At 66.2% G+C, this 20,611-nt stretch carries 19 protein-coding genes; 12 read left to right on the top strand and 7 right to left on the bottom strand.

Annotated features, from left to right (window positions below):
- The first annotated feature begins 62 nt into the window (after positions 1-62).
- Positions 63-1,358: a phosphoribosylamine--glycine ligase gene (gene purD / locus ACPZMI_RS06075; protein WP_186666006.1), complete on the top strand. Its 1,296-nt coding sequence runs from the start codon at positions 63-65 to the stop codon at positions 1,356-1,358.
- Positions 1,359-1,493: 135 nt separating this feature from the next.
- Positions 1,494-4,265, top strand: coding sequence for a hybrid sensor histidine kinase/response regulator (locus tag ACPZMI_RS06080; RefSeq protein WP_186666004.1), 2,772 nt, complete (start codon positions 1,494-1,496; stop codon positions 4,263-4,265).
- Between the two features lie 14 nt (positions 4,266-4,279).
- On the opposite strand, the gene ACPZMI_RS06085 is transcribed toward ACPZMI_RS06080, so the two are convergent.
- From ACPZMI_RS06085 to cobG, 7 genes are all read right to left on the bottom strand, one after another.
- Positions 4,280-4,903, bottom strand: a complete 624-nt coding sequence (locus ACPZMI_RS06085) for a hypothetical protein (protein ID WP_411383341.1) — start codon at positions 4,901-4,903, stop codon at positions 4,280-4,282.
- The gene (locus ACPZMI_RS06090) at positions 4,896-5,576 is read right to left on the bottom strand and encodes a hypothetical protein (RefSeq protein ID WP_411383342.1); all 681 of its coding nucleotides are present in this window, start codon (positions 5,574-5,576) and stop codon (positions 4,896-4,898) included. Before ACPZMI_RS06090 ends, ACPZMI_RS06085 begins: the two co-directional genes overlap by 8 nt.
- A gap of 60 nt (positions 5,577-5,636) precedes the next feature.
- Positions 5,637-6,317 carry a hypothetical protein gene (locus tag ACPZMI_RS06095; RefSeq protein WP_426351867.1) on the bottom strand — a complete coding sequence of 227 codons (681 nt, stop codon included), beginning with the start codon at positions 6,315-6,317 and terminating at the stop codon, positions 5,637-5,639.
- Positions 6,318-6,409: 92 nt separating this feature from the next.
- Entirely contained in the window at positions 6,410-8,116 is a 1,707-nt protein-coding gene (cobJ, locus tag ACPZMI_RS06100; protein WP_426351868.1) for a precorrin-3B C(17)-methyltransferase, read from the bottom strand.
- Positions 8,104-8,835, bottom strand: coding sequence for a precorrin-2 C(20)-methyltransferase (locus tag ACPZMI_RS06105; protein ID WP_186721902.1), 732 nt, complete (start codon positions 8,833-8,835; stop codon positions 8,104-8,106). Before ACPZMI_RS06105 ends, cobJ begins: the two co-directional genes overlap by 13 nt.
- On the bottom strand, positions 8,835-9,461 hold the full coding sequence (locus ACPZMI_RS06110; RefSeq protein WP_054894218.1) for a precorrin-8X methylmutase: 627 nt from the start codon (positions 9,459-9,461) through the stop codon (positions 8,835-8,837). Before ACPZMI_RS06110 ends, ACPZMI_RS06105 begins: the two co-directional genes overlap by 1 nt.
- The gene (gene cobG / locus ACPZMI_RS06115; protein ID WP_426351869.1) at positions 9,454-10,785 is read right to left on the bottom strand and encodes a precorrin-3B synthase; all 1,332 of its coding nucleotides are present in this window, start codon (positions 10,783-10,785) and stop codon (positions 9,454-9,456) included. The genes ACPZMI_RS06110 and cobG overlap by 8 nt, the downstream gene beginning before the upstream one ends.
- Positions 10,786-10,952: 167 nt before the next feature.
- On the opposite strand from cobG, the gene cbiE reads away from it, so the two are divergent.
- The 10 genes from cbiE (at position 10,953) to ACPZMI_RS06165 (ending at position 20,570) form a co-directional block, all read left to right on the top strand.
- Positions 10,953-12,164 (top strand): precorrin-6y C5,15-methyltransferase (decarboxylating) subunit CbiE, encoded by a 1,212-nt coding sequence (gene cbiE / locus ACPZMI_RS06120; RefSeq protein ID WP_426351870.1) that lies wholly within the window; start codon positions 10,953-10,955, stop codon positions 12,162-12,164.
- Positions 12,157-13,251: a cobalt-precorrin-5B (C(1))-methyltransferase gene (locus tag ACPZMI_RS06125; RefSeq protein ID WP_186665994.1), complete on the top strand. Its 1,095-nt coding sequence runs from the start codon at positions 12,157-12,159 to the stop codon at positions 13,249-13,251. The genes cbiE and ACPZMI_RS06125 overlap by 8 nt, the downstream gene beginning before the upstream one ends.
- Positions 13,248-13,967, top strand: coding sequence for a cobalt-precorrin-6A reductase (locus tag ACPZMI_RS06130; RefSeq protein WP_186665992.1), 720 nt, complete (start codon positions 13,248-13,250; stop codon positions 13,965-13,967). Before ACPZMI_RS06125 ends, ACPZMI_RS06130 begins: the two co-directional genes overlap by 4 nt.
- A gap of 135 nt (positions 13,968-14,102) precedes the next feature.
- Positions 14,103-14,540, top strand: a complete 438-nt coding sequence (locus tag ACPZMI_RS06135; RefSeq protein ID WP_054894581.1) for an NfeD family protein — start codon at positions 14,103-14,105, stop codon at positions 14,538-14,540.
- Between the two features lie 24 nt (positions 14,541-14,564).
- On the top strand, positions 14,565-15,419 hold the full coding sequence (locus ACPZMI_RS06140; RefSeq protein ID WP_186665990.1) for an SPFH domain-containing protein: 855 nt from the start codon (positions 14,565-14,567) through the stop codon (positions 15,417-15,419).
- A 230-nt stretch (positions 15,420-15,649) separates the two neighbouring features.
- The gene (locus tag ACPZMI_RS06145) at positions 15,650-16,036 is read left to right on the top strand and encodes a DUF2946 domain-containing protein (protein ID WP_426351871.1); all 387 of its coding nucleotides are present in this window, start codon (positions 15,650-15,652) and stop codon (positions 16,034-16,036) included.
- 44 nt (positions 16,037-16,080) lie between these two features.
- Positions 16,081-16,563, top strand: coding sequence for a copper chaperone PCu(A)C (locus tag ACPZMI_RS06150; protein WP_426351872.1), 483 nt, complete (start codon positions 16,081-16,083; stop codon positions 16,561-16,563).
- A gap of 19 nt (positions 16,564-16,582) precedes the next feature.
- Complete coding sequence (locus ACPZMI_RS06155) at positions 16,583-17,020, top strand: DUF2946 domain-containing protein (protein ID WP_186665984.1); 438 nt, start codon at positions 16,583-16,585, stop codon at positions 17,018-17,020.
- 67 nt (positions 17,021-17,087) lie between these two features.
- Positions 17,088-19,145 (top strand): TonB-dependent copper receptor, encoded by a 2,058-nt coding sequence (locus ACPZMI_RS06160; protein WP_426351873.1) that lies wholly within the window; start codon positions 17,088-17,090, stop codon positions 19,143-19,145.
- 57 nt (positions 19,146-19,202) lie between these two features.
- Positions 19,203-20,570 (top strand): PepSY-associated TM helix domain-containing protein, encoded by a 1,368-nt coding sequence (locus ACPZMI_RS06165; protein ID WP_426351874.1) that lies wholly within the window; start codon positions 19,203-19,205, stop codon positions 20,568-20,570.
- Positions 20,571-20,611 lie beyond the last annotated feature (41 nt).

The following is a 20,611-nucleotide window of genomic DNA, read 5'->3' on the forward strand; positions in this document are numbered from 1 at the left end:
CGCATTCGCGGGTAAACCCGCTCCCACAGGATCGGGGATCACCGCTAGACAGAGGTTTTGACATGAAAGTTTTGATCATCGGCAGCGGCGGTCGTGAACACGCCCTGGCCTGGAAAGTCGCCCAGGACCCCCGCGTCGAAAAAGTCTTCGTGGCCCCGGGCAACGCCGGTACTGCCATCGAAGCCAAATGCGAGAACGTCGCCATCGACGTCTGCGCCCTGGAGCAACTGGCCGATTTCGCCGAGAAGAACGTCGACCTGACCATCGTCGGCCCTGAAGCGCCGCTGGTCATCGGTGTGGTCGACCTGTTCCGCAGCCGTGGCCTGGACTGCTTCGGTCCGACCAAGGGCGCGGCCCAGCTCGAAGGTTCCAAGGCCTTCACCAAGGATTTCCTGGCTCGCCACAAGATCCCGACCGCCGACTACCAAAACTTCACCGAGATCGAGCCGGCGCTGGCCTACCTGCGCGAGAAAGGCGCACCGATCGTGATCAAGGCCGACGGCCTGGCCGCAGGCAAGGGCGTGATCGTTGCCATGACCCTGCAGGAAGCCGAAGACGCCGTGCGCGACATGCTCGCCGGCAACGCCTTCGGTGAGGCCGGTTCGCGCGTGGTGATCGAAGAGTTCCTCGACGGCGAGGAAGCCAGCTTCATCGTCATGGTCGATGGCCACAACGTGCTGCCGATGGCCACCAGCCAGGACCACAAACGTGTCGGCGATAAAGATACCGGCCCGAACACCGGTGGCATGGGCGCCTACTCGCCAGCCCCGGTGGTCACCGCCGAGGTGCACCAGCGCGTGATGGACCAGGTGATCTGGCCGACCGTGCGCGGCATGGCCGAGGAAGGCAACGTCTACACCGGCTTCCTCTATGCGGGCCTGATGATCGACAAGGCAGGCAATCCGAAGGTCATCGAGTTCAACTGCCGCTTCGGCGACCCCGAGACACAACCGGTCATGCTGCGCCTGGAGTCGAGCCTGGTGCTGTTGGTCGAGGCCGCATTCGCCAAGGCCCTGGACAAGGTCGAAGCGCAGTGGGACCCGCGCCCGAGCCTGGGCGTGGTGCTGGCCGCTGGCGGTTACCCGGGCGACTACGCCAAGGGCGACCTGATCAACGGCCTGGACGCTGCGGCCAAGATCGAAGGCAAGGTGTTCCACGCCGGTACTGCGCTCAAGGATGGCCAGGTGACCACCAACGGCGGGCGTGTCCTGTGTGCCACCGCCATGGGCAGCACCGTTGCCGATGCACAGCAGCAGGCCTACCGCCTGGCCAAGGAAGTCAGCTGGAACGGTAGCTTCTACCGCACCGACATCGGCTACCGGGCCATCGCCCGCGAGCGCGGTGAGCACCAGCAGTAAACTGCGGCCCGCAGGTCGCAGCGCCATGGCGCGCGGCCTGCGGCTCGTCGACAGGGCCCCATCGGGGCCTTGCCTTTGGCGCGGCACGCCGCGCATAGTTGTTATCCGGCTTATCAGCCAAGAAAGGATCTCGTCGTGCGTCGGCTTCGGATTGCCACTGCCCTGATCGTCAGCTTGCTGACCCTGCTCTGCCTGCTTCCGGCTGCAGCCGAACAAGGCGGCGGGTGGTCTGTGCTGCTCGATGAACAGGCAAGCCTGCAGCTCTCCGACGTACGCTCCGACCGCTACCGCAACCAGTTCAGCCCATTGCAACTGGACGCGCTGGATGCCGCCCTGCCCGACCAGGCCCTGTGGCTGCACTACCGCCTCGAGCCCGCCGACCAGGAACGCCTGCTGCGCATCTTCGCCCCCGACCTGTCGCGCCTGGACCTCTACGCCCTCGACGGCGGCACGCTACTGCGCCAGTTGCACCATGGCCGACAACTGGGCAATGCCAGCCCTACCCTGCGCGGCAGCGATCACGTTCTGCCACTGCCCAACGCCACGCAACCGCTGGATATTTACGTGCGTCTGGTCTCCGAACACCAGTTACGCCCGGCAATCTCTCTGGAATCGGCGGCCAGCGCGGCCATCGACCAACGCCAGCCGCTGCTGTTCGGCCTGCTGTTCGGCGGCCTGGTGATGCTGATCCTGCACAACCTGATCCGCTTCTTCTACACGCGCTCCAGCACCACCCTGGTACTGGCGCTGTACCACGCGCTGATGCTGCTCAGCGCCTTGATCCTGCTCAACCTCTGCGGCCCGTGGTGGCACCTGTGGCACAGCGCGCAAACGCCTGCCGCCTACCTCACGCTGGTCCTGGCGGGGCTCTGCGGGCTGTATTTCACCCAGCGCTTCTTCTCGCCCTGCGCCTCGTTGCGGCTCACCCGCATCCTGCAGGCAGAAATGCTGATCGCCGCCCTCAGCGGCCTGCTCCTGCTGTTCATCGACAGCCTGCCGCTGAACCTGACCACCTACACCCTGCTGGCCCTCGGCAGCCTGAGCATGCTCCTGGCCAGTACGTACTACTGGTACAAGGGCTACAACCCCGCACGCCTGTTCACCCTGGCCATGCTGGTGTTCAACCTCGGCGGCCTGGTCCTGCTGCCTGCGCTGCTCGGCCTGACACGCACCCCCACCCCCTGGCTGCTGGTCATCCTGATGGGGCTGACCGTGGTCAGCGGCCTGTTGCTGAACCTTGCGGTCAGCGAGCGCCTGCGCAAGATCAACGAGGAGCGCGTGCGTGCCAGCCGTGCCCTCGCCGCCAGCGACGCCGAGATCAACGCCAAGGCCGAATTCCTGGCCAAGATCAGCCACGAGATCCGCACGCCGATGAACGGCGTGCTGGGCATGACCGAGCTGCTGCTGGGCACGCCGTTGTCGGTCAAGCAGCGCGACTACGTGCAAACCATCCACAGTGCCGGCAACGAGCTGCTCACACTGATCAACGAAATCCTCGACATCTCCAAGCTCGAGTCGCGGCAGATCGAGTTGGATGATGTGCAGTTCGACCTCAACGCACTGATCGAAGACTGTCTGAACATCTTCCGGGCCAAGGCCGAACAGCAGAACATCGAGCTGATCAGCTTCACCCAGCCACAGGTGCCACGCGTGATCAGCGGCGATCCGACGCGGTTGCGCCAGGCGCTGTCGAGCCTGCTGGACAATGCCCTGAAGAACACCGACCAGGGCGAAATCCTGCTGGTGGTGGCCCTCGACCAGCGCGGTGACGCCCCGCGCCTGCGTATCGCCGTGCAGGACAGCGGCGAGCCGATGGCCAGCGCCGAGCGCGAGGCTTTGCTGCAGGCCGAGCTGCACAGCCACCACTTCCTCTCCAGCAACAAGCTCGGCGGCCATCTGGGCCTGGTGATCGCCAAGCAGTTGATCGGCCTGATGCACGGCGAATTCGGCATCAAGACCAGCACCAGCCTGGGCAATACGCTGTGGCTGACACTGCCGCTCGATCCGCTTCGCCTGGAACAACCGCCCGCCGATCTCGACGGCCCGCTGCGCGATGCCCGGGTGCTGGTGGTGGACGATAACGACACCTGCCGCAAGGTGCTGGTACAACAGTGCAGCGCCTGGGGCATGAACGTCAGTGCGGTGCCCTCCGGCAAGGAAGCCCTGGCGCTGCTGCGCACCAAGGCGCACCTGCGCGACTACTTCGATGCCGTGCTGCTCGATCAGAACATGCCCGGAATGACCGGCATGCAACTGGCTGCCAAGATCAAGGAAGACCCGAGCCTGAACCACGACATCCTGGTGATCATGCTGACCGGCATCAGCAACGCGCCCAGCAAGATCATCGCCCGCAATGCCGGGGTCAAACGCATCCTGGCCAAGCCGGTGGCCGGCTACACGCTCAAGACCACCCTGGCCGAGGAACTGAGCCAGCGTGGCCGCGAGCCGGCAATCATTGCTGCCCTCGGTGGCGCGCCGGCGCCGCTGGACCTGCCCGCCGACTTCCGTATCCTGGTCGCCGAAGACAACAGCATCTCGACCAAGGTGATCCGCGGCATGCTCGGCAAGCTCAACCTCGAGCCCGACACGGCCAGCAACGGCGAAGAGGCCTTCGAGGCCATGAAAGCGCAGCGCTACGACCTGGTGCTCATGGACTGCGAAATGCCGATTCTCGATGGGTTCTCCGCGACCCAGCGCCTGCGTGACTGGGAAGCGGCCAATCAGCGCCAGCGCACCCCGGTGGTGGCACTGACCGCGCATATCCTCAGCGAGCACAAGGAACGTGCACGCCTGGCCGGCATGGACGGGCACATGGCCAAGCCGGTGGAACTGTCGCAGTTGCGCGAACTGATCCAGTTCTGGGCGAACCAGCGCGAAGCGGCCACCGGCCCCCTCCACACGCCCTGATCACCCAGCCCCCCTCAAATGTCGTAGTCGTGTATCCGCTTCAGGGATACCTCCACGACCCGCTGGTGCACCTTGGACAGGTAGCTGTTCTCGAAAGCCAGGATGTTGAACCGTACAAGCTCGGCGCGCACGTTCTTCATGCTGCGCTTGCGGGTGATGAAGCCCGCGCGCCAGGCATCCTGAGTATCGACCTCGTGATACAGCACCATATCGACCCGGTTCTGCCCGGCCGGAGCGCAAGGGAGTAACTGGAAGTGCCCTCGCTCGCGTGCGTTCTTCTCCAAGCTGGCGAGCGTCTCTGGGCTGTTGCGCAGGCGCTGCAACGACATTTCCACATTGCTGGCGAATCGCTCCCCCGCGGTCTTGGTGATCAGCGCAAGGACTTTGTCGACCTGTTCGGCGCGCCCCGCATCCGGCCAGTGGACCTGCTCGGCAGACACCGCATCCCAGCCCATGAACTTCAACTGGTTGCGGTAGTAGGCGAACCAATCCTGCACCAACCCTTCGTCGAAGGCCGTCTGTGTGGCCCGCTCGGCCAACGCCAGGGCCAGTTTCACCTTGTCTTTCTGCGCCAGCGACAAGCCCGGCAGGAACGAGACGACGCCCGCCCCAATCACAGCAGCATTGGCTTCATTCATGTGTCATCACTCCCAGCGTCAGTCGACGAGGCTTCTCGCGTTCCTTGTCGAGTATCAAGTTGTGCAGGTCCGAGCGCTGCGAAGCAAAGTGCTGCTTGCTCAGGTTCAGCGACAGCGCCCGTACCGCCAGCTCGCCCTGCAGCTGCGTACGCTGTGCAGCGGCGGCCAGCGTCTCCCGCGTGATCGGGTGCTCGCAGCGCAGCGACACGCTGCACAGGTCGAGAATCGGCCCGGCACCGAGCAGCCCGAACTCAATGTGCAGCTCGCCCGTATCGGCCTCGTTGCGCACGGCGAAACGCAGCAGATGGTCCAGGCCCTCAGGCATGCCCGTCAGTGCCTTCGACAACGTGGCCAGTACCCCATCGACATCGATCTTGCGCTGCTTCAACCAGTTCAAGAGCGGCGTCTCCTCGTTGCGGGCAGCCCCTGGTCCAAGGGCGATCCAATCATGCGCGCTGACGAACCTGATCCAGTTCAGTGACTCGAAACCCTGGCGATAGGCAAGCGCCCAAGCGTCGGGATCGTCGAAGCAGGAGCCAGCGTGCTTGTTGGCCAGCAACTGACAGTAGTGCAGTGAATCCAGGGCATCCTCGCGCTGCTGCACCTCGATGCCTGGCGGCACGAGCAACACGGTCTGGCCAATCAGGATCAGCGTGTGATCTGCATAGGTCATGGCAGGTTTTCCGGTCTGTAGAAACAAAAAAGCGCGGTGCCCGCAAGCCCGCGCCCTTGATCAGATGTCGTACTGCAGAATGTTCTCGACACTGCGCACGCCGAGCTTCTCCTCCACCGTGGCCCGCACTTTCTCGTAGACGAAGTTGTTCAGCGTCAGCACCGCTTGGCCGGCGTAGTACTGCGACTTCTCGAGCTGGAACTGCACCCCCAGTACATCTTCATCCAGGTTCGGCTCCGTCGAACGCACACAGCTCATCACCATGACTACATCGCCTTGCTCGGTTTCCAGGCAAGCCGCCATCCCGACCACGCCCCTGGCCTTGCTCTTTTTCTTGTGATGGATGATGCGGGTGTCTTTTTCGACGTCGGTCAGCTTGTCGAACGCCCGCTTGGCCAGTGCGCCCAGCTTCGTGCCGCCCAGCAGTGCAGTGCCGGCTGCACCGATGATACGCACGCCCACCGCGCCCAGCGTGACGCTCAACTGCGAGGAGGTTTCCAGTTCGAAGCTGCGGTGGGGGGTGGTGAAGCCCAGGTCACGCATCGCATCGAGGAACTTGTCGTACCAGGCCTTGCCGTTTTCCTCGATATCCAGCGCCTTGTCCGCGACAAGGGTGGCGAAGTGGAACGCGTTCTTCACGTCGCGGCGGCTCTGTGCCGTCATGCCTGCACCACAGGCCAGCAAGTTGCCCTCGACCAGCAGGCCAGCGTCGGTGGTGGTGACTTGTTTATCATCGCTCATCTGAAACTCCTTTGGGTTGCCCCTGAACACCAGGGGCGACCACGTTAGCCAGCGCCAGCTCGGCCTGGCGGACTGAAGGAGTTCCAATAAGGTCAGCGGTGCGGGGGATACCAGCGCGGGGTATAGACCCACTGCGCGCCATCGGCATGCTTGAACACGGTGGTCGTACTGGAGCCGACCAGCACCATGGTGCGCATATCGACCATCTCAGGCAGCAACTCGCAGAGCGAGACGACGTTCAGGCTCTGCCCCGGCCTGCCGATGTCGCGCCCCAGGACCACAGGGGTCTGCCCATCCCGATGACGGCGCACGATCTCCAGGGCCTGCCCCAGTTGCCAAGGCCGGGCGCGGGAGATCGGGTTGTAGAACGCCAGCACCAGGTCGGCCTGCGCCGCCAGGTCCAGGCGCTTCTCGATGATCGACCAGGGCTTGAGGTTGTCCGACAGCGACATCACGCAGAAATCGTGCCCCAACGGTGCACCGGCCTGGGCCGCGGTGGCCAGGGAGGCGGAAACGCCGGGCAGGATCTGCAGGTCGACGCGATGCCAGGCCGGATCGCTCGATTCATGCAGCGCCTCGAGCACCGCAGCCGCCATGGCGAACACGCCAGGATCGCCCGAAGAGACCACCACCACCGAGCGCCCCTGCGCCGCAAGCTCGAAGGCGTGACGCGCACGCTGCATCTCCTCGCGGTTGTCGGTGCAGTGCAGCACCTGATCGGCGCGGAAGGGGCCGGCCATACGCACATAGGTTTCGTAGCCCAGTACATCGTTGGCGCGGGCCAGTTCGGCCTTGACTGCCGGCACCATGAACTCCGCAGCCCCCGGGCCCAGGCCGATCACAGCCAGGCGACCGCGCGCACGTCCGACCTGCAACGGGTCGATCGGCGCCGGCGCTACAGCGATGACCACCTCACCCTGTTCGATCAGTTGCGCGCCCGCAAGCGCCTGTCCAGCCATCTCGACCAGGCTGCCTCCCTGCGCCGCGAATCGCAGGGGCACGCCCAGGCTTCGGGCGGCGTCGTGCACGGCGGGCTCGGCCAGCGCATCGTCACCAGCCAGCAAGCACGCCAGCGATGCGTCGGCGATGTTCGCCGCAGCCAAAGCGTCACGCACAAGGGCAGGCAGATCGGCCTGCCCGGCCTGCACAGCCACCAGTACCGAGCGCGCATGGATCAGCAACTCGTCGCGGCTGGCCGGGCGCGCCTGGCAGCCGACATGAATACTGCGTCGGGCCGCGGCGTCTTCGGGCAACTGCGCCTGGGCCAGCCAGAGCGCCGTACCTTCGATGCGCACGCGCTCGCCGGCCAGCAGGTCAGAGACGAAGCGCTTGCCCTGCTCCAGATCTGCCAAGGCGTAGCCTGCCGGCGGATTGAGCAGGCAGGTGCCGAAACGCAGCTCGCCGCTGGTGGTGATGGCCGCCACCACACCCAGCACCTCGCCAATCTCCCGCGCCATGACATTGACCCCGCTCAGGCCACCCAGCAGCGGCACCACGGCGCTGCCGTCCTCCGCCACCGCCAGCACCGGCGGCTCGGCGCCCTTCTCGTCGAGCAGGGGCGCCAAAGTACGAATGACGATCCCGGCCGCGCACAGGGCGATGATCGGCACACCTTCGCGGTACAGCCCACGCAGCGTGTCGCCGAAGGATTCGTAGCCGTGCTCGACGCCCTCGACCCGGCCGCTCAGGCCGTGAATCCGCGCCTGTGGATAACGCTGCTGGATACGCTGGGCGGTGGCCAGGCTGCCAGGGCCGAGAATGACGATGGCCGGTGCCTTGTCGCTGTTCATCCCTGCCATTTTTCACCCGGTACGACGATCAGCGAGAAATACGGCGAAGACTGCGGATCGACCGCGTCCAGCGCGACTATCTTCTGGTTGGCCATGGTTGCACGCTCCACGTACAGCGCGCGCTGGTCCAGGCCCAGCTCGGCGAGCACCTCGCGTACCTTGGGGAAGTTGCGCCCAAGCTTCATGATCACGGCGGCGTCGGCGTCGGCCAGGCGGCGCTTGAGCTCTTCGTGGGGCAGTACACCGGAGAGCACGGTCAGCGTCTGGTTGCGGTAGACCAGCGGCGCACCGAGCACGGAAGCCCCGCCGAGCATCGAGCACACGCCCGGGATCACCTCGGCCTCGTAGCGCTGGGCCAGGCGATCGTGCAGGTACATGTAGGAGCCGTAGAAGAACGGATCGCCTTCGCAGATCACCGCCACATCACGACCGGCATCCAGGTGTTCAGCCACCTGCACGCTGGCTTCGTCGTAGAAGTCGCTGATGACCTGCTCGTACGACAGTGGTGCCGGCAGCACCTCGGTGGTGACCGGATACACCAGTGGCAGCAGGGTCTGCTGCGCCTGCAGGTGCGCCTCGATGATACCGAAGGCATTGCCGCGCTTGCCCTTGGCCACGAAATACGCCACCACCGGCGCTTCGCGCAGCAGGCGCAGGGCCTTGACCGTGATCAGTTCCGGATCGCCGGGGCCGACCCCCAGGCCGAGCAGACGTCCACGAAGCTGCATCATTCCACCTCCGTGGCGAGGGCATTGACAGCCGCGGCGGCCATGGCGCTACCGCCCAGGCGCCCCTGCATGATGACGAACGGCACACCACGGCTGTCGGCGGCCAACATCGCCTTGGACTCGGCAGCGCCGACGAAGCCTACCGGGAAGCCGAGGATCAACGCAGGCTTGGGCGCACCCGCGTCGAGCATTTCCAGCAAGTAGAACAGCGCGGTCGGGGCATTGCCGATCACCACCACGCTGCCCTCCAGATGCGGGCGCCACAGCTCCAGGGCCACCGCCGAGCGGGTGTTGCCAGCGTCCTTGGCCAAGCCCGGCACGCTGGGGTCACGCAGGGTGCAGATGACCGGGTTGTCGGCCGGCAGGCGCGCGCGGGTGATGCCTTCGGCAACCATGTGCGCGTCGCAGAGGATCGGCGCGCCCTTGGCCAGGGCCTGGCGCCCCGCCGTTCCGGCGCCTTCGGAAAACTGCAGGCCGTCGATCGCCTCGACCATGCCGCAGGCGTGGATCACTCGCACGGCGAGCTTTTCCAGATCGGCCGGAATCCGCTCCAGGCGAGCCTCCTCGCGAATGATGCGGAAGGAATTGCGATAGATCTCCTGACCATCGCGGATGTAGTCAATCATCAAGGTGCTCCGTCGGCAGGTCGAGCATGGCGCCTGCTTCTTCTGGGGTAAGGTCGGATGCGCGCAGTCGGCCGAAACCCGGCAGGCGCGCATCGCGAAGATAAAGGTCATAACGGCCCGGGGCACGGGCCAGCAGGGTGGCCGGGGCGACATGGGCCACGGCACAGGAACGCGGGCAAGCCGTCAGGTGCACACTGGCCGGGGCGCCATGGTGCAGCAGCCCAGCGATCACCTGCGCATCGGCCTTGGTGTCGGACTGGCCCTTGGCGCAACCGCTGGAACCGGTGCAAGCGCTGATGCGTGCAAGTGGCTGCAGGACGTCGCTGATCATGCCCAGCGCCTTCGTCTCGGCCTGGGCCTGCCCGAGCAGCGATGGGTCGAAGTTCGGCAGCACCAGGCTCTGCCAGGGGGTGAGCCGCAGGCTGCCATCACCGGCCTCGCGCGCAAGCCTGGCCAGGCCGCGCAGCATGGCGGGCGTCAAGCGCCCCAGCGGCGGTGCCACGCCGAACGCACTGCCCTCACGCTGGGCCAACATACCGAGCCAGCGCGGCTTGGCGGGCGCTCGCCGCCATTGGCGCACAGCGCTGTCACGACGAATCGGCAGCCCCAGCCCTTCGACGAAATCCTGCACCGGGCAGGTCTGCAGCAACTGGCGCATCCGTGTCTGCTCGGGCGTGGCAAGGTCGAGGAAGCGCTCCAGCACTGCCCGCACCAATGCCACTCCCTGGTCCAGCGGTACGGCGCCAAGGGTTGCGCCATCGCCCGGGCAGCCCGCCAGCCCGAAGGCCAGCCACACCTGCCGGTCGAGCAGCAGCGCCGACAACCACAGGTCATGGGGGTGCGCGAGCATCGCCAGGGACTCGCCAGCGTCGAGCTGCACGGCGAACTTGGCCGACAACTCATGCAGGCGCGGGGTGGTTTCCAGCAGGTGCAGGATCTGCCCGGCCAGCGGCCGAATGTCGATCAGCATCGCCGGATCGACACCGGCCAGCGGGCTGAGCATCAGGTTGCGGACATCGTCACCGGCCGCCTCGCGCGGCCCCAGGCCAGCATCGAGCAGGTGCCCGACCAGCGCCAGGTGGTCGTCGCCGATACCGCGGATCTGCAAATTGGCGCGGTTGGTCGCCTCGATCACTCCACCGGCGAAGCGCTCGGCAGCCTCGGCCACCGCCTCGGCCTGCTCGGCGAGCAGCAGACCGCCGGGCAGTTTGATCCGGCAAATGCCGCCATCTCGCGCCGCGACGATGCGCCACAACCCCGGGCAGGCCGAGGGGCGGGGCGAAACGGCGGGTGTGTGGGGTGGCTTCAAGGGGGTATCCGGCAATCGTGAAGACGCGCTTCAGTGTAGAAGGCGCGGTATTATGCCTGCTTTGTCCGACGGCATGAAAAGCCGATGGTCGAGCAATGCTTCAGGACCGTGTCGTCCTTTTCGCCGCTGCGACTTGCCCGCGAAAAAGGCGACACGATTCCCAACACGACGGAAATGATCAGATGACCCCCTGGCTGACAGTAGTAGGCATCGGCGAAGACGGCTTCAGCGGCCTGGGCAAGCAGGCCCGGCGCGCGCTGCTGTCTGCTGCACGTATCTTCGGCAGCCCGCGCCAGCTCGCCTTGCTGCCGCGCTGCGTGGTCGGCGAGCGCCTGACGTGGTCCAGCCCGTTCTCCCTCGCCCCTGTGCTGGCTCTGTCCGGCGAGCCCGTGTGCGTGCTGGCCAGCGGCGACCCGATGTTCTACGGCGTTGGCGCAAGCCTTGCGCGCCAGGTCCCGGCCGAACAGATGCAGGTGCTGTCGATGCCCTCCTCCTGCGCCCTGGCCGCCGCGCGCCTGGGCTGGCCGTTGCAGGAGGTGCAGGTGGTGTCAGTGGTCGCGCGGCCGCTGGCGGCGCTCAATGCCCAGCTCTACAGCGGTGTGCGCCTGCTGGTGCTGAGCAATGACGGCGACAGCCCTGCAGCCATTGCGCAATTGTTGCGTGAACGCGGCTTCGGCCCGAGCCGGATGCAGGTGTTCGAACACTTGGGCGGCCCCGATGAGAAGCACCTGAATGGCAGCGCAGAAGACTGGCCCCACGCCCAGGCCGCAGCACTGAACCTGGTCGCCATCGAATGCCAGGCCGCGCCGGACAGCCCGCGCCTGTCGCCGATCAGCGGCCTGCCCGACAGCGCCTTTCGCCACGACGGCCAGTTGACCAAACGCGACGTGCGCGCCATCACCCTGGCACGCCTGGCGCCTCAACCCGGCGAACTGCTGTGGGATGTCGGCGCCGGATGCGGCTCGATCGGTATCGAATGGATGCGCGCCCACCCCAGCTGCCGCGCACTGGCCATCGAGGCCGACGAGGGTCGCCAGGCATTCATCGAATTCAACCGCGACCAACTCGGCGTTCCTGGCCTGCAGTTGATTCGCGGCAAGGCGCCACAAGCCCTGGCCGGTCTCGAACGCCCCGACGCTATTTTCATCGGCGGCGGCGTCACCGGCGAAGGCGTACTGCCCTTGTGCTGGGAGCGCCTGCGCCCTGGAGGGCGGCTGGTGGCCAATGCCGTGACCTTGCAGAGCGAACTGGCCCTGGCGCATTTCCGTGAGCGACACGGCGGCGAACTGACCCGCATCCATGTGGCCCAGGCCCAGGCCCTAGGCAGTTTCGACACCTGGCGCCAAGCCCTGCCGATCACGCTGCTCGAGGTGGTGAAGCCCTTCGATGCGTGAAGAAACCCGCGAACAGCCCGCGCCACTTCGCAGTGGCCTGACCACCGGCAGTTGTGCCACCGCCACCAGCCTGGCGGCAGCGCAGTTGCTGCTCACCGGCCAGTCCAACGACGCCGTGCAGATCACCCTGCCCAAGGGCAAGCAGGTGCAGATGCGCCTTGAATTCTGCCGCCGAGACGGCGAGCGCGCCGAGGCCGGCACCTTGAAAGACGCAGGCGACGATCCCGACGTGACCCACGGTGCCCTGCTCTACAGCCAGGTACGCCTGACCGACGAGCCGGGCGTGCGCTTCGTCGCCGGGCAAGGCGTGGGCACGGTGACGCGCCCCGGCCTGGTACTGGCAGTCGGGGAACCGGCGATCAACCCCGTGCCGCGGCGGATGATCAGCGAGCACCTGCAGCGACTGGCAGGCGACTGCGCCTACGCGGGCGGATTCGAGGTCACGGTAAATGTGCAGGGTGGCGCGGAGCTTGCGCTCAAGACCATGAACCCGCGGCTGGGCATTCTCGGCGGACTGTCGATTCTCGGCACCAGCGGTATCGTCCGGCCATTTTCCTGCTCGGCCTACATCGCCTCGATCCACCAGGGCATCGACGTTGCCCACACCAACGGCTACACCCACATCGCCGCCTGCACTGGCAACGCCAGCGAAGACACCATGCGCCGGGTCTACGGGCTGCCGGAGATCGCCCTGATCGAGATGGGCGACTTCGTCGGCGCGGTGCTCAAGCACCTGCGCAAGGTGCCGGTACCGCGCCTGACCCTGTGTGGCGGTTTCGGCAAGATCAGCAAGCTGGCCGCCGGCCACATGGACCTGCACAGCCGTCATTCGAGCATCGACCTGCCGCAACTGGCAGGCTGGGCCGCGGATATCGGCGCGGACCCCGCTCTGCAGGCGGCGATCATCGGTGCCAACACCAGCCAACAGGCACTGGCGCTCGCCCATGCCGCCGGTATCGCCCTGGGCGATAGCGTCTGCGCCCACGCCCTGGCATTCGCCCGCAGCGTGGTGCCTGCACAGGTGCAGGTCGAGGTATTCGCCATCGACCGTCAGGGCGGTGTCGTCGGCAAGGCAGGTGTGCAATGACCGGCCGTATCCTGCTGCTGGGCGGCGTCACCGAGGCGCTGGCCATCGCCCGGTTGCTGGGGCCTGAGCATGTCTACAGCCTCGCCGGTATCGGCCGCATCCCGCAGGATCTGGCCTGTCAGGTGCGGGTGGGCGGTTACGGCGGGGCCGACGGCCTGGCCGACTACCTGCAACGCGAACGGATCGCGCTGCTGATCGACGCCACCCACCCCTATGCCGCACAGATCAGCGCCAATGCCGCGCAGGCGGCGAAGGCGGCGGGCATTCCCTGCTGGGCCTTGCGTCGCCCCGCCTGGCAACCGCAGCCGGGTGACGACTGGCGCGAGGTCGAGGGCTGGGATGAGTTGATCGACGCACTGGCGCCTTTCAAGCGCCCGTTGTTCACCCTGGGGCGCGAGCCGCTGCAACATCTCGAAGACATTCCGCCCCACCAGTTCTGGACCTTGCGCGCCCTGGAAGCCTGCCCGGGCAATGATCGCTGCGAGGTGATCGGTGCCCGTGGCCCGTTCCACCTCGAGGATGAGCGGGCGCTGTTCGAACGGCGCCAGATCGATGTGCTGGTGAGCAAGAACAGTGGCAGCGCCGCGACCGAGCCGAAGCTTGAAGTGGCGCGCGAGCGCGGGGTGCCGGTGCTGGTGTTGAAGCGGCCTGAGCTGCCGGAGGTGAATCGGCTGTTCGGATCGGTGGCGCAACTGCGCGAAGCCTTGTCGATGTGAGCAGCAGGCTCGGCTCGCGCGGGAGCTGCGCAGCAGCCCCAGCCATTTCCGACACATTCATCATCCAGCTCGGAATAGTCTTCCAGTCCCCCCTGCCTTAGACTTCAGCCTCCCTCACCGCAAGGCCCTGCCCATATGGAAATGCAATGGTGGATCTGGCTCGTCTTCGGCATCGCCCTGGTCCTGCTCGAACTGGTCCTGCCAACCTTCTTCATCCTCTGGTTCGGCATCGGCGCCATCCTGGTGTCGCTGATTGCCCTGGCCGCCCCTGCACTGCAACTGGACATGCAGGTGCTGCTGTGGGTGGCATTCTCCTCCCTCACCACCCTGCTGTGGTTCAAGCTGTTCCGGCGCAAGAAGCCGGACGTACGCTGGACTGCAGACAGCGTGATCGGTGAAGTCGGCCTGCTGACCGCCAGCGTGTCGCAGTTCCAGAAAGGCCGGGTGCGCTTCCAGAAGCCCATCCTCGGCAACGAAGAATGGACCTGCGTCGCCGACAGCGACATCCCCGCCGGCGAGCGCGTTCGCCTGGCAGCCATCGAAGGCAACACCGCGCGGGTTACCCGCCCCTGAACCTGTCTTGAAAGGAAGCTTGCAATGACCAGCCTCATCGTCGTCGCCGCCATCGCCCTGTTCGTCCTGATCACCCTGTTCAAGGGGGTGCGCATCGTGCCCCAGGGCGAGGAATGGATCGTCGAACGCCTGGGCCGTTACCACACCACGCTCAAACCCGGCTTGAACATCGTCATCCCTTACATGGACGTGATCGCCTACCGCCTGCCGACCAAGGACATCATCCTCGACGTGCAGCAACAGGAAATCATCACCCGCGACAACGCGGTGATCGTCGCCAACGCCCTGTGCTTTGCCAAGGTGGTCGACCCGCAGAAGGCCTCGTACGGCGTGCAGGACTTCTCCTTCGCGGTCACCAGCCTGACCATGACCTCGCTGCGCGCCATCGTCGGCGCCATGGACCTCGACGAAGCGTTGTCGAGCCGCGAGCAGATCAAGGCGCGCCTGCGCGAGGCGATGTCCGAACAGACCGAAGACTGGGGCGTGACCGTGCGCTCGGTGGAGATCCAGGACATCAAACCGTCGGAGAACATGCAGGTGGCCATGGAGCGCCAGGCTGCGGCCGAGCGTGAGCGTAAAGCTGACGTAACCCGTGCCGAAGGCGCCAAGCAGGCGGCGATTCTCGAAGCCGAGGCGCGCCTGCAGTCAGCCAAGCTCGATGCCGAGGCACAGATCAACCTGGCCGAAGCCTCGGCCCGGGCGATTTCGCTGGTGCGTGAAGCGGTGGGCAATGAGACCACCCCGGCCATGTACCTGCTGGGTGAGCGCTACATCGGCGCGATGGAAAACCTCGCCGGGAGCGACAATTCGAAAGTCGTAGTGTTGCCAGCGGACCTGCAGGAGACAGTGCGCGGCCTGCTGGGGCGCGGCAAGGCCTGATACCGGCGGTGACTGCTTCGCGGGCAAGTCGGGGCGCCGAACCGCCGCTCCCACAAATGCCCCGTCGAGATGAAGATTGCGGGGCTCCTGTAGGAGCGGGCTTGCCCGCGAAGAACACAACGCCACTTTCACCGGCTGTGCAACAGCAACTGCGGCACTTCACCGCACCCCCGCATTTTTACCTATACTCCGCCGTACAATAGCCACCTGATTCCTGACCGGATCTCTCCATGACCCCACGTCGGCACATCGCCTGGATAGCCTGCCTTGCAGTGCTGTTCAACCTGCTGGCCATGCCGCTGTCTTGCGCCGTGCCCAAGGGCCCGGCCGAGCAGCTGCTGTGGGGTGCCTTCTGCTCGACTGGCGCGGGCAAGGCCAAGCTCGATGTCCAGGCCCTGGCCAAGATCGACCTGGGCCAACAGGACGACCACTCCAACATGCAGCACTGCTGGTGCTGCTCGGGTGCCTCGCCTGTGCTCGCCCTGGCCAGCCACGCAGCGCAACTGCACAACCCGCCGCAACTGCGCTTCGGCCAGGCGCCGCCACTCGCCACGCACCAGCCCACGCCGCGCCAGCTCTGGCCGGCGCTCAATCCGCGAGCCTCTCCACTGGCCTGAGTTCAAGACGCTGTTCCTGAACCCGTACAGACCGGAGACCCACCATGCTCAAGCAAGCCCTCATCCTGGCCACCCTGCTGCTGCCCAGCGCCTTCGCCAGCGCCCACGAATACAGTGTCGGCGACCTGCATATCGCCCATCCCTGGTCGCTGGAGCTGCCACCCAACGCGCCCAATGTCGCGGCCTATTTCATCGTTCACAACAACGGTAAGGTCGAAGACCGCCTGTTGAGCGTCGACAGCCCCGTCAGCGATGACGCCCAGTTGCACGAACACATCAAGACCGCTGCCGGTGCCATGAAGATGCAGCAGGTGCAGAGTGTGGTTGTGCCCGCAGGCAAGGACCTGACCTTCGCCCCCAGCGCCTACCACGTGATGCTGATGCAGCCCAAGGACCGCAGCCTGCTCACTGACGGCAAGCGCTTCCCGCTCACCCTGCACTTCGAGAAAGCCGGTGACATCACCGTCGAGGTCGCCGTGCAGAAGCAGCCGCCCGCCGATCAGGCAGGACACGAACACGCGCACTGACCGCTGACAGGCGCTCGTCATGAGCTTGCCGCGCAACAGCACAGCCCGCAGCACCCGCCCTGATCGCAGGCGCGTCGGTGGCGGCTGGCTGAGCCTGTTCGCCATGTGGATGATCTTCATCGGCCCACTGGTTTCCCAGTCGATGCCGATGGATCACCACGCCGGCATGAACATGAGCATGGCCATGGACATGCCCATGGCCTCGGGGCATTCGCATGCCGGGCAAGACCACCACGGCCACGGCAACGATGGCCAGCTACACGCGGACTGGGAGAAATGCGGCTATTGCAGCCTGCTGTTCAACTGCCCCGCCCTGCCCCAGACCCTCAGCCCACTCAGCCTCGCCAGCGCCATCCCGTCCACCCTCACCACCTACCCGACCCGCCAGGGCCATGCCCTGCAAGCGGTGTTTCCCGGTGCCCGCAGCCGCGCCCCACCTGCGTCGATCAACGTCTGACCACCCCCTTTAACGCCCGAAGCTAGGAGGCTTCGCGCTTACTCATGACTGATCGACTGGAATCATTATGTCCGGCTGCACCCCTGTTTCTGCCCTGTCCCGCCATGGGACCCTCGCCATGCTCTGCGGCTCGCTGCTGAGCCCGCTGGCACTCGCCGTCGAGCCTGGCCACGAAGGCCATGACACCCCGGAACTGAGCCCGACGGTGATCACCGCCATCGCGCCCAGCTCGCCGCTGACCGTGGTCACCAACCCCAAGGATCCCCGCCAGCCGGTGCCGGCCAGCGACGGCGCCGACTACCTCAAGACCATCCCCGGCTTTTCCGCCATCCGCTCCGGCGGTACCAACGGCGACCCGGTGCTGCGCGGCATGTTCGGCTCGCGCCTGAACATCCTCACCAACGGCGGCGTGATGCTCGGCGCCTGCCCCAACCGCATGGACGCCCCGACCTCGTACATCTCGCCGGAAACCTACGACCGCCTGACCGTGATCAAAGGCCCGCAAAGCGTGATCTGGGGCCCCGGCGGTTCGGCTGGCACCATCCTCTTCGAGCGCGAGCCGGAGAAATTCGGCACCCTCGGCAGCCGGGTCAACGCCAGCCTGCTCGCCGGCTCCAACGGCCGCTTCGACAAGGTGCTCGACGCCGCCGCCGGCAACAGCCAGGCCTACGCGCGCTTCGTCGGCAACCAATCGCGCTCGGATGACTACAAGGACGGCAACGGCGATACCGTGCCGTCGCGCTGGGACAAATGGAACGGCGACGTGACCCTCGGCTGGACCCCGGATACCGACACCCTGCTCGAACTCACCGCCGGTAAGGGCGATGGCGAGGCGCGCTACGCCGGGCGCGGCATGGACGGCTCGCAGTTCAAGCGCGAAAGCCTGGGCCTGCGCTTTGAAAAGTCCAACCTCGGCGAGGTGCTCGACAAGGTCGAGGCGCAGGTCTACTACAACTACGCCGACCACGTGATGGACAACTACAGCCTGCGCACGCCCTCGGGCAGCGGCATGATGGGCATGCCCATGGTCAGCAATGTCGATCGCCGCACCCTCGGCGCACGCATCAAGGCGACCTGGCGCTGGGCCGACGTGCAGTTGATCAGCGGCATCGACGCGCAGACCAACGAACACCGCAAACGCGGCGGCATGGGCGTCGATGCGCACAAGGGCAAGCCCTGGACCAAGGACGCCGACTTCCATAACTACGGCGTGTTCAGCGAGCTGACCTGGTACGCCACCGGCGAGGATCGCCTGATCAGCGGTGCGCGCCTGGACCGGGCCTCGGCCCGCGACTTCCGCCAGGCCAGTGCCACCAACGGCGACACCCGCGCCGATACCCTGCCCAGCGGCTTCATCCGCTACGAGCATGACCTGGCGTCGATCCCGGCCACCAGCTATATCGGCCTGGGCCACGCCCAGCGCTTCCCCGACTACTGGGAGCTGTTCTCGCCAACCAACGGACCGCGTGGCTCGGTCAACGCCTTCGACAGCATCAAGCCAGAGAAGACCACCCAGCTCGACTTCGGCATCCAGTACCAGGACGAACGCCTGCAGGCCTGGGCCTCCGGCTACGTCGGGCAGATCCGCGACTACATCCTGTTCGACTACCGCAGCATGATGGGCATGAGCAGCACCCAGGCGCAGAACATCGACGCCCGCATCATGGGTGGCGAGCTGGGCGCGACCTACAAGCTGGACGAGAACTGGAAGGCCGACGCCACGCTGGCCTACGCCCGGGGCAAGAACAGCAGCGACGGCAAGGCCCTGCCGCAGATGCCCCCGCTGGAAAGCCGCCTGGGCCTGAGCTACAGCCGCGATACCTGGAGCGTCGGTGCGCTGTGGCGGCTGGTCGCGGCGCAGAACCGCATCGCCGAGAACCAGGGCAACGTGGTGGGCAAGGACTACGAGAAGAGCGGCGGTTTCGGCGTGTTCTCGCTCAACGGTGCCTACAAGGTCAACCACAACCTCAAGCTCAGCGCGGGCGTCGACAACCTGTTCGACAAGGCCTACGCCGAGCACTTGAACCTGGCCGGGAACGCCGGGTTCGGCTATCCGGCGGCAGCCCCCCAGCCGGTCAACGAGCCGGGCAGGACCTTCTGGACCAAGGTCGATTTCAGCTTCTGACAATAACAATCGGGGCGCGGGCCTGACCGCGCCCCACCTGGTCGAACGGGAGGCTCCATGAGCAAACCAAAGCAATCCTTCTACAACCTGGCCTGGCGCTGGCATTTCTATGCCGGGCTGTTCGTCGCGCCCTTCATGATCCTGCTGGCGATCACCGGGATCATCTACCTGTTCAAGCCGCAGCTCGACCCGTGGATGTACCGCGACCTGATGGTGGTCGAGGCCGGCCAACAGCGCCAAAGCGCCGATACCCTGCTGGCCCAGGTGCGCCAGGCTTATCCACAGGGCCATGTCGGCCAGTACCTGCCACCGTTGAACGCCGAGCGCAGCGCGCAGTTCGTGGTGCATGACGGCGGCCGCGAACTGAACGTGTTCGTCGACCCGTACAGCGCCAAGGTGCTGGGCGCGCAGGACGGCAAGCAGAACCTGCAGGCCATCGCCCGTGCTCTGCATGGCGAGCTGATGGTCGGCACCGTCGGCGATCGGCTGGTGGAGCTGGCCGCAGGCTGGGGCATCGTGCTGGTGGTGTCCGGGCTTTATCTGTGGTGGCCACGTGGCCGCAACAGCCGTGGCGTACTGTGGCCACGCCTGTCGGCACGCGGGCGCGTGCTGTGGCGCGACCTGCATGCGGTCAGCGGCTTCTGGGGTTCGGCGCTGCTGTTGCTGATGCTGCTCAGCGGCATGACCTGGACCGGGCTGTGGGGCAAACAGTACGCCGATCTGTGGAACCGTTTCCCGGCGGCGATGTGGAACGACGTACCGAAATCCGACCAGCAGGCCGGCGCGCTGAACAGCGCCCATCGCCAGACCGTGCCCTGGGCCCTGGAAAACACGCCGATGCCGGTGTCCGGCGCGCATACCGAGCACATGGGCCATCACGACATGCACAGCGCCCCAGCCGCGCCGCAGATCACCCTGCAGCAGGTCGAGGACCTGGCCAACGCCCGCGGCGTGGCGCCGGGCTACAGCATCACCTCGCCGAGCACCGCTGAAGGTGTGTTCACCATCGCAGTGTTCGCCGACGATCCGCGCAACGACGCCACCCTGCATGTGGACCAGTACACCGGCAAGGTCCTGGCCGACGTGCGCTGGCACGACTACAGCCCGGTAGCCCGCGCCACCGAGCTTGGGGTGATGCTGCACGAGGGCAAGATGTTCGGGGCGCTCAACCAGATCGTCATCCTGCTGGTGTGCCTGATGATCCTGCTGGGCTCGGTGAGCGGCTTGGTGATGTGGTGGAAGCGCCGCCCGTCCGGTGGGCTTGGCGTACCGCCGCTGCGCCATGACCTGCCGCGCTGGAAGACTGCCGTGGGGGTGATGCTGGTGCTGGGTGTCGTGTTCCCGCTGGTGGGGGTGTCGATGGTGGTGATGTGGGTGGTGGACAGCCTGGTGGTGCGGCGTAGGCGGGTCGCGGTTCAGGCCTGAATCGCGTCGGCCTTTTCGCGGGCAAGCCCGCTCCCACAAGG

This window comes from Pseudomonas wayambapalatensis (genome assembly GCF_049942315.1).
Classification (GTDB): domain Bacteria; phylum Pseudomonadota; class Gammaproteobacteria; order Pseudomonadales; family Pseudomonadaceae; genus Aquipseudomonas; species Aquipseudomonas wayambapalatensis.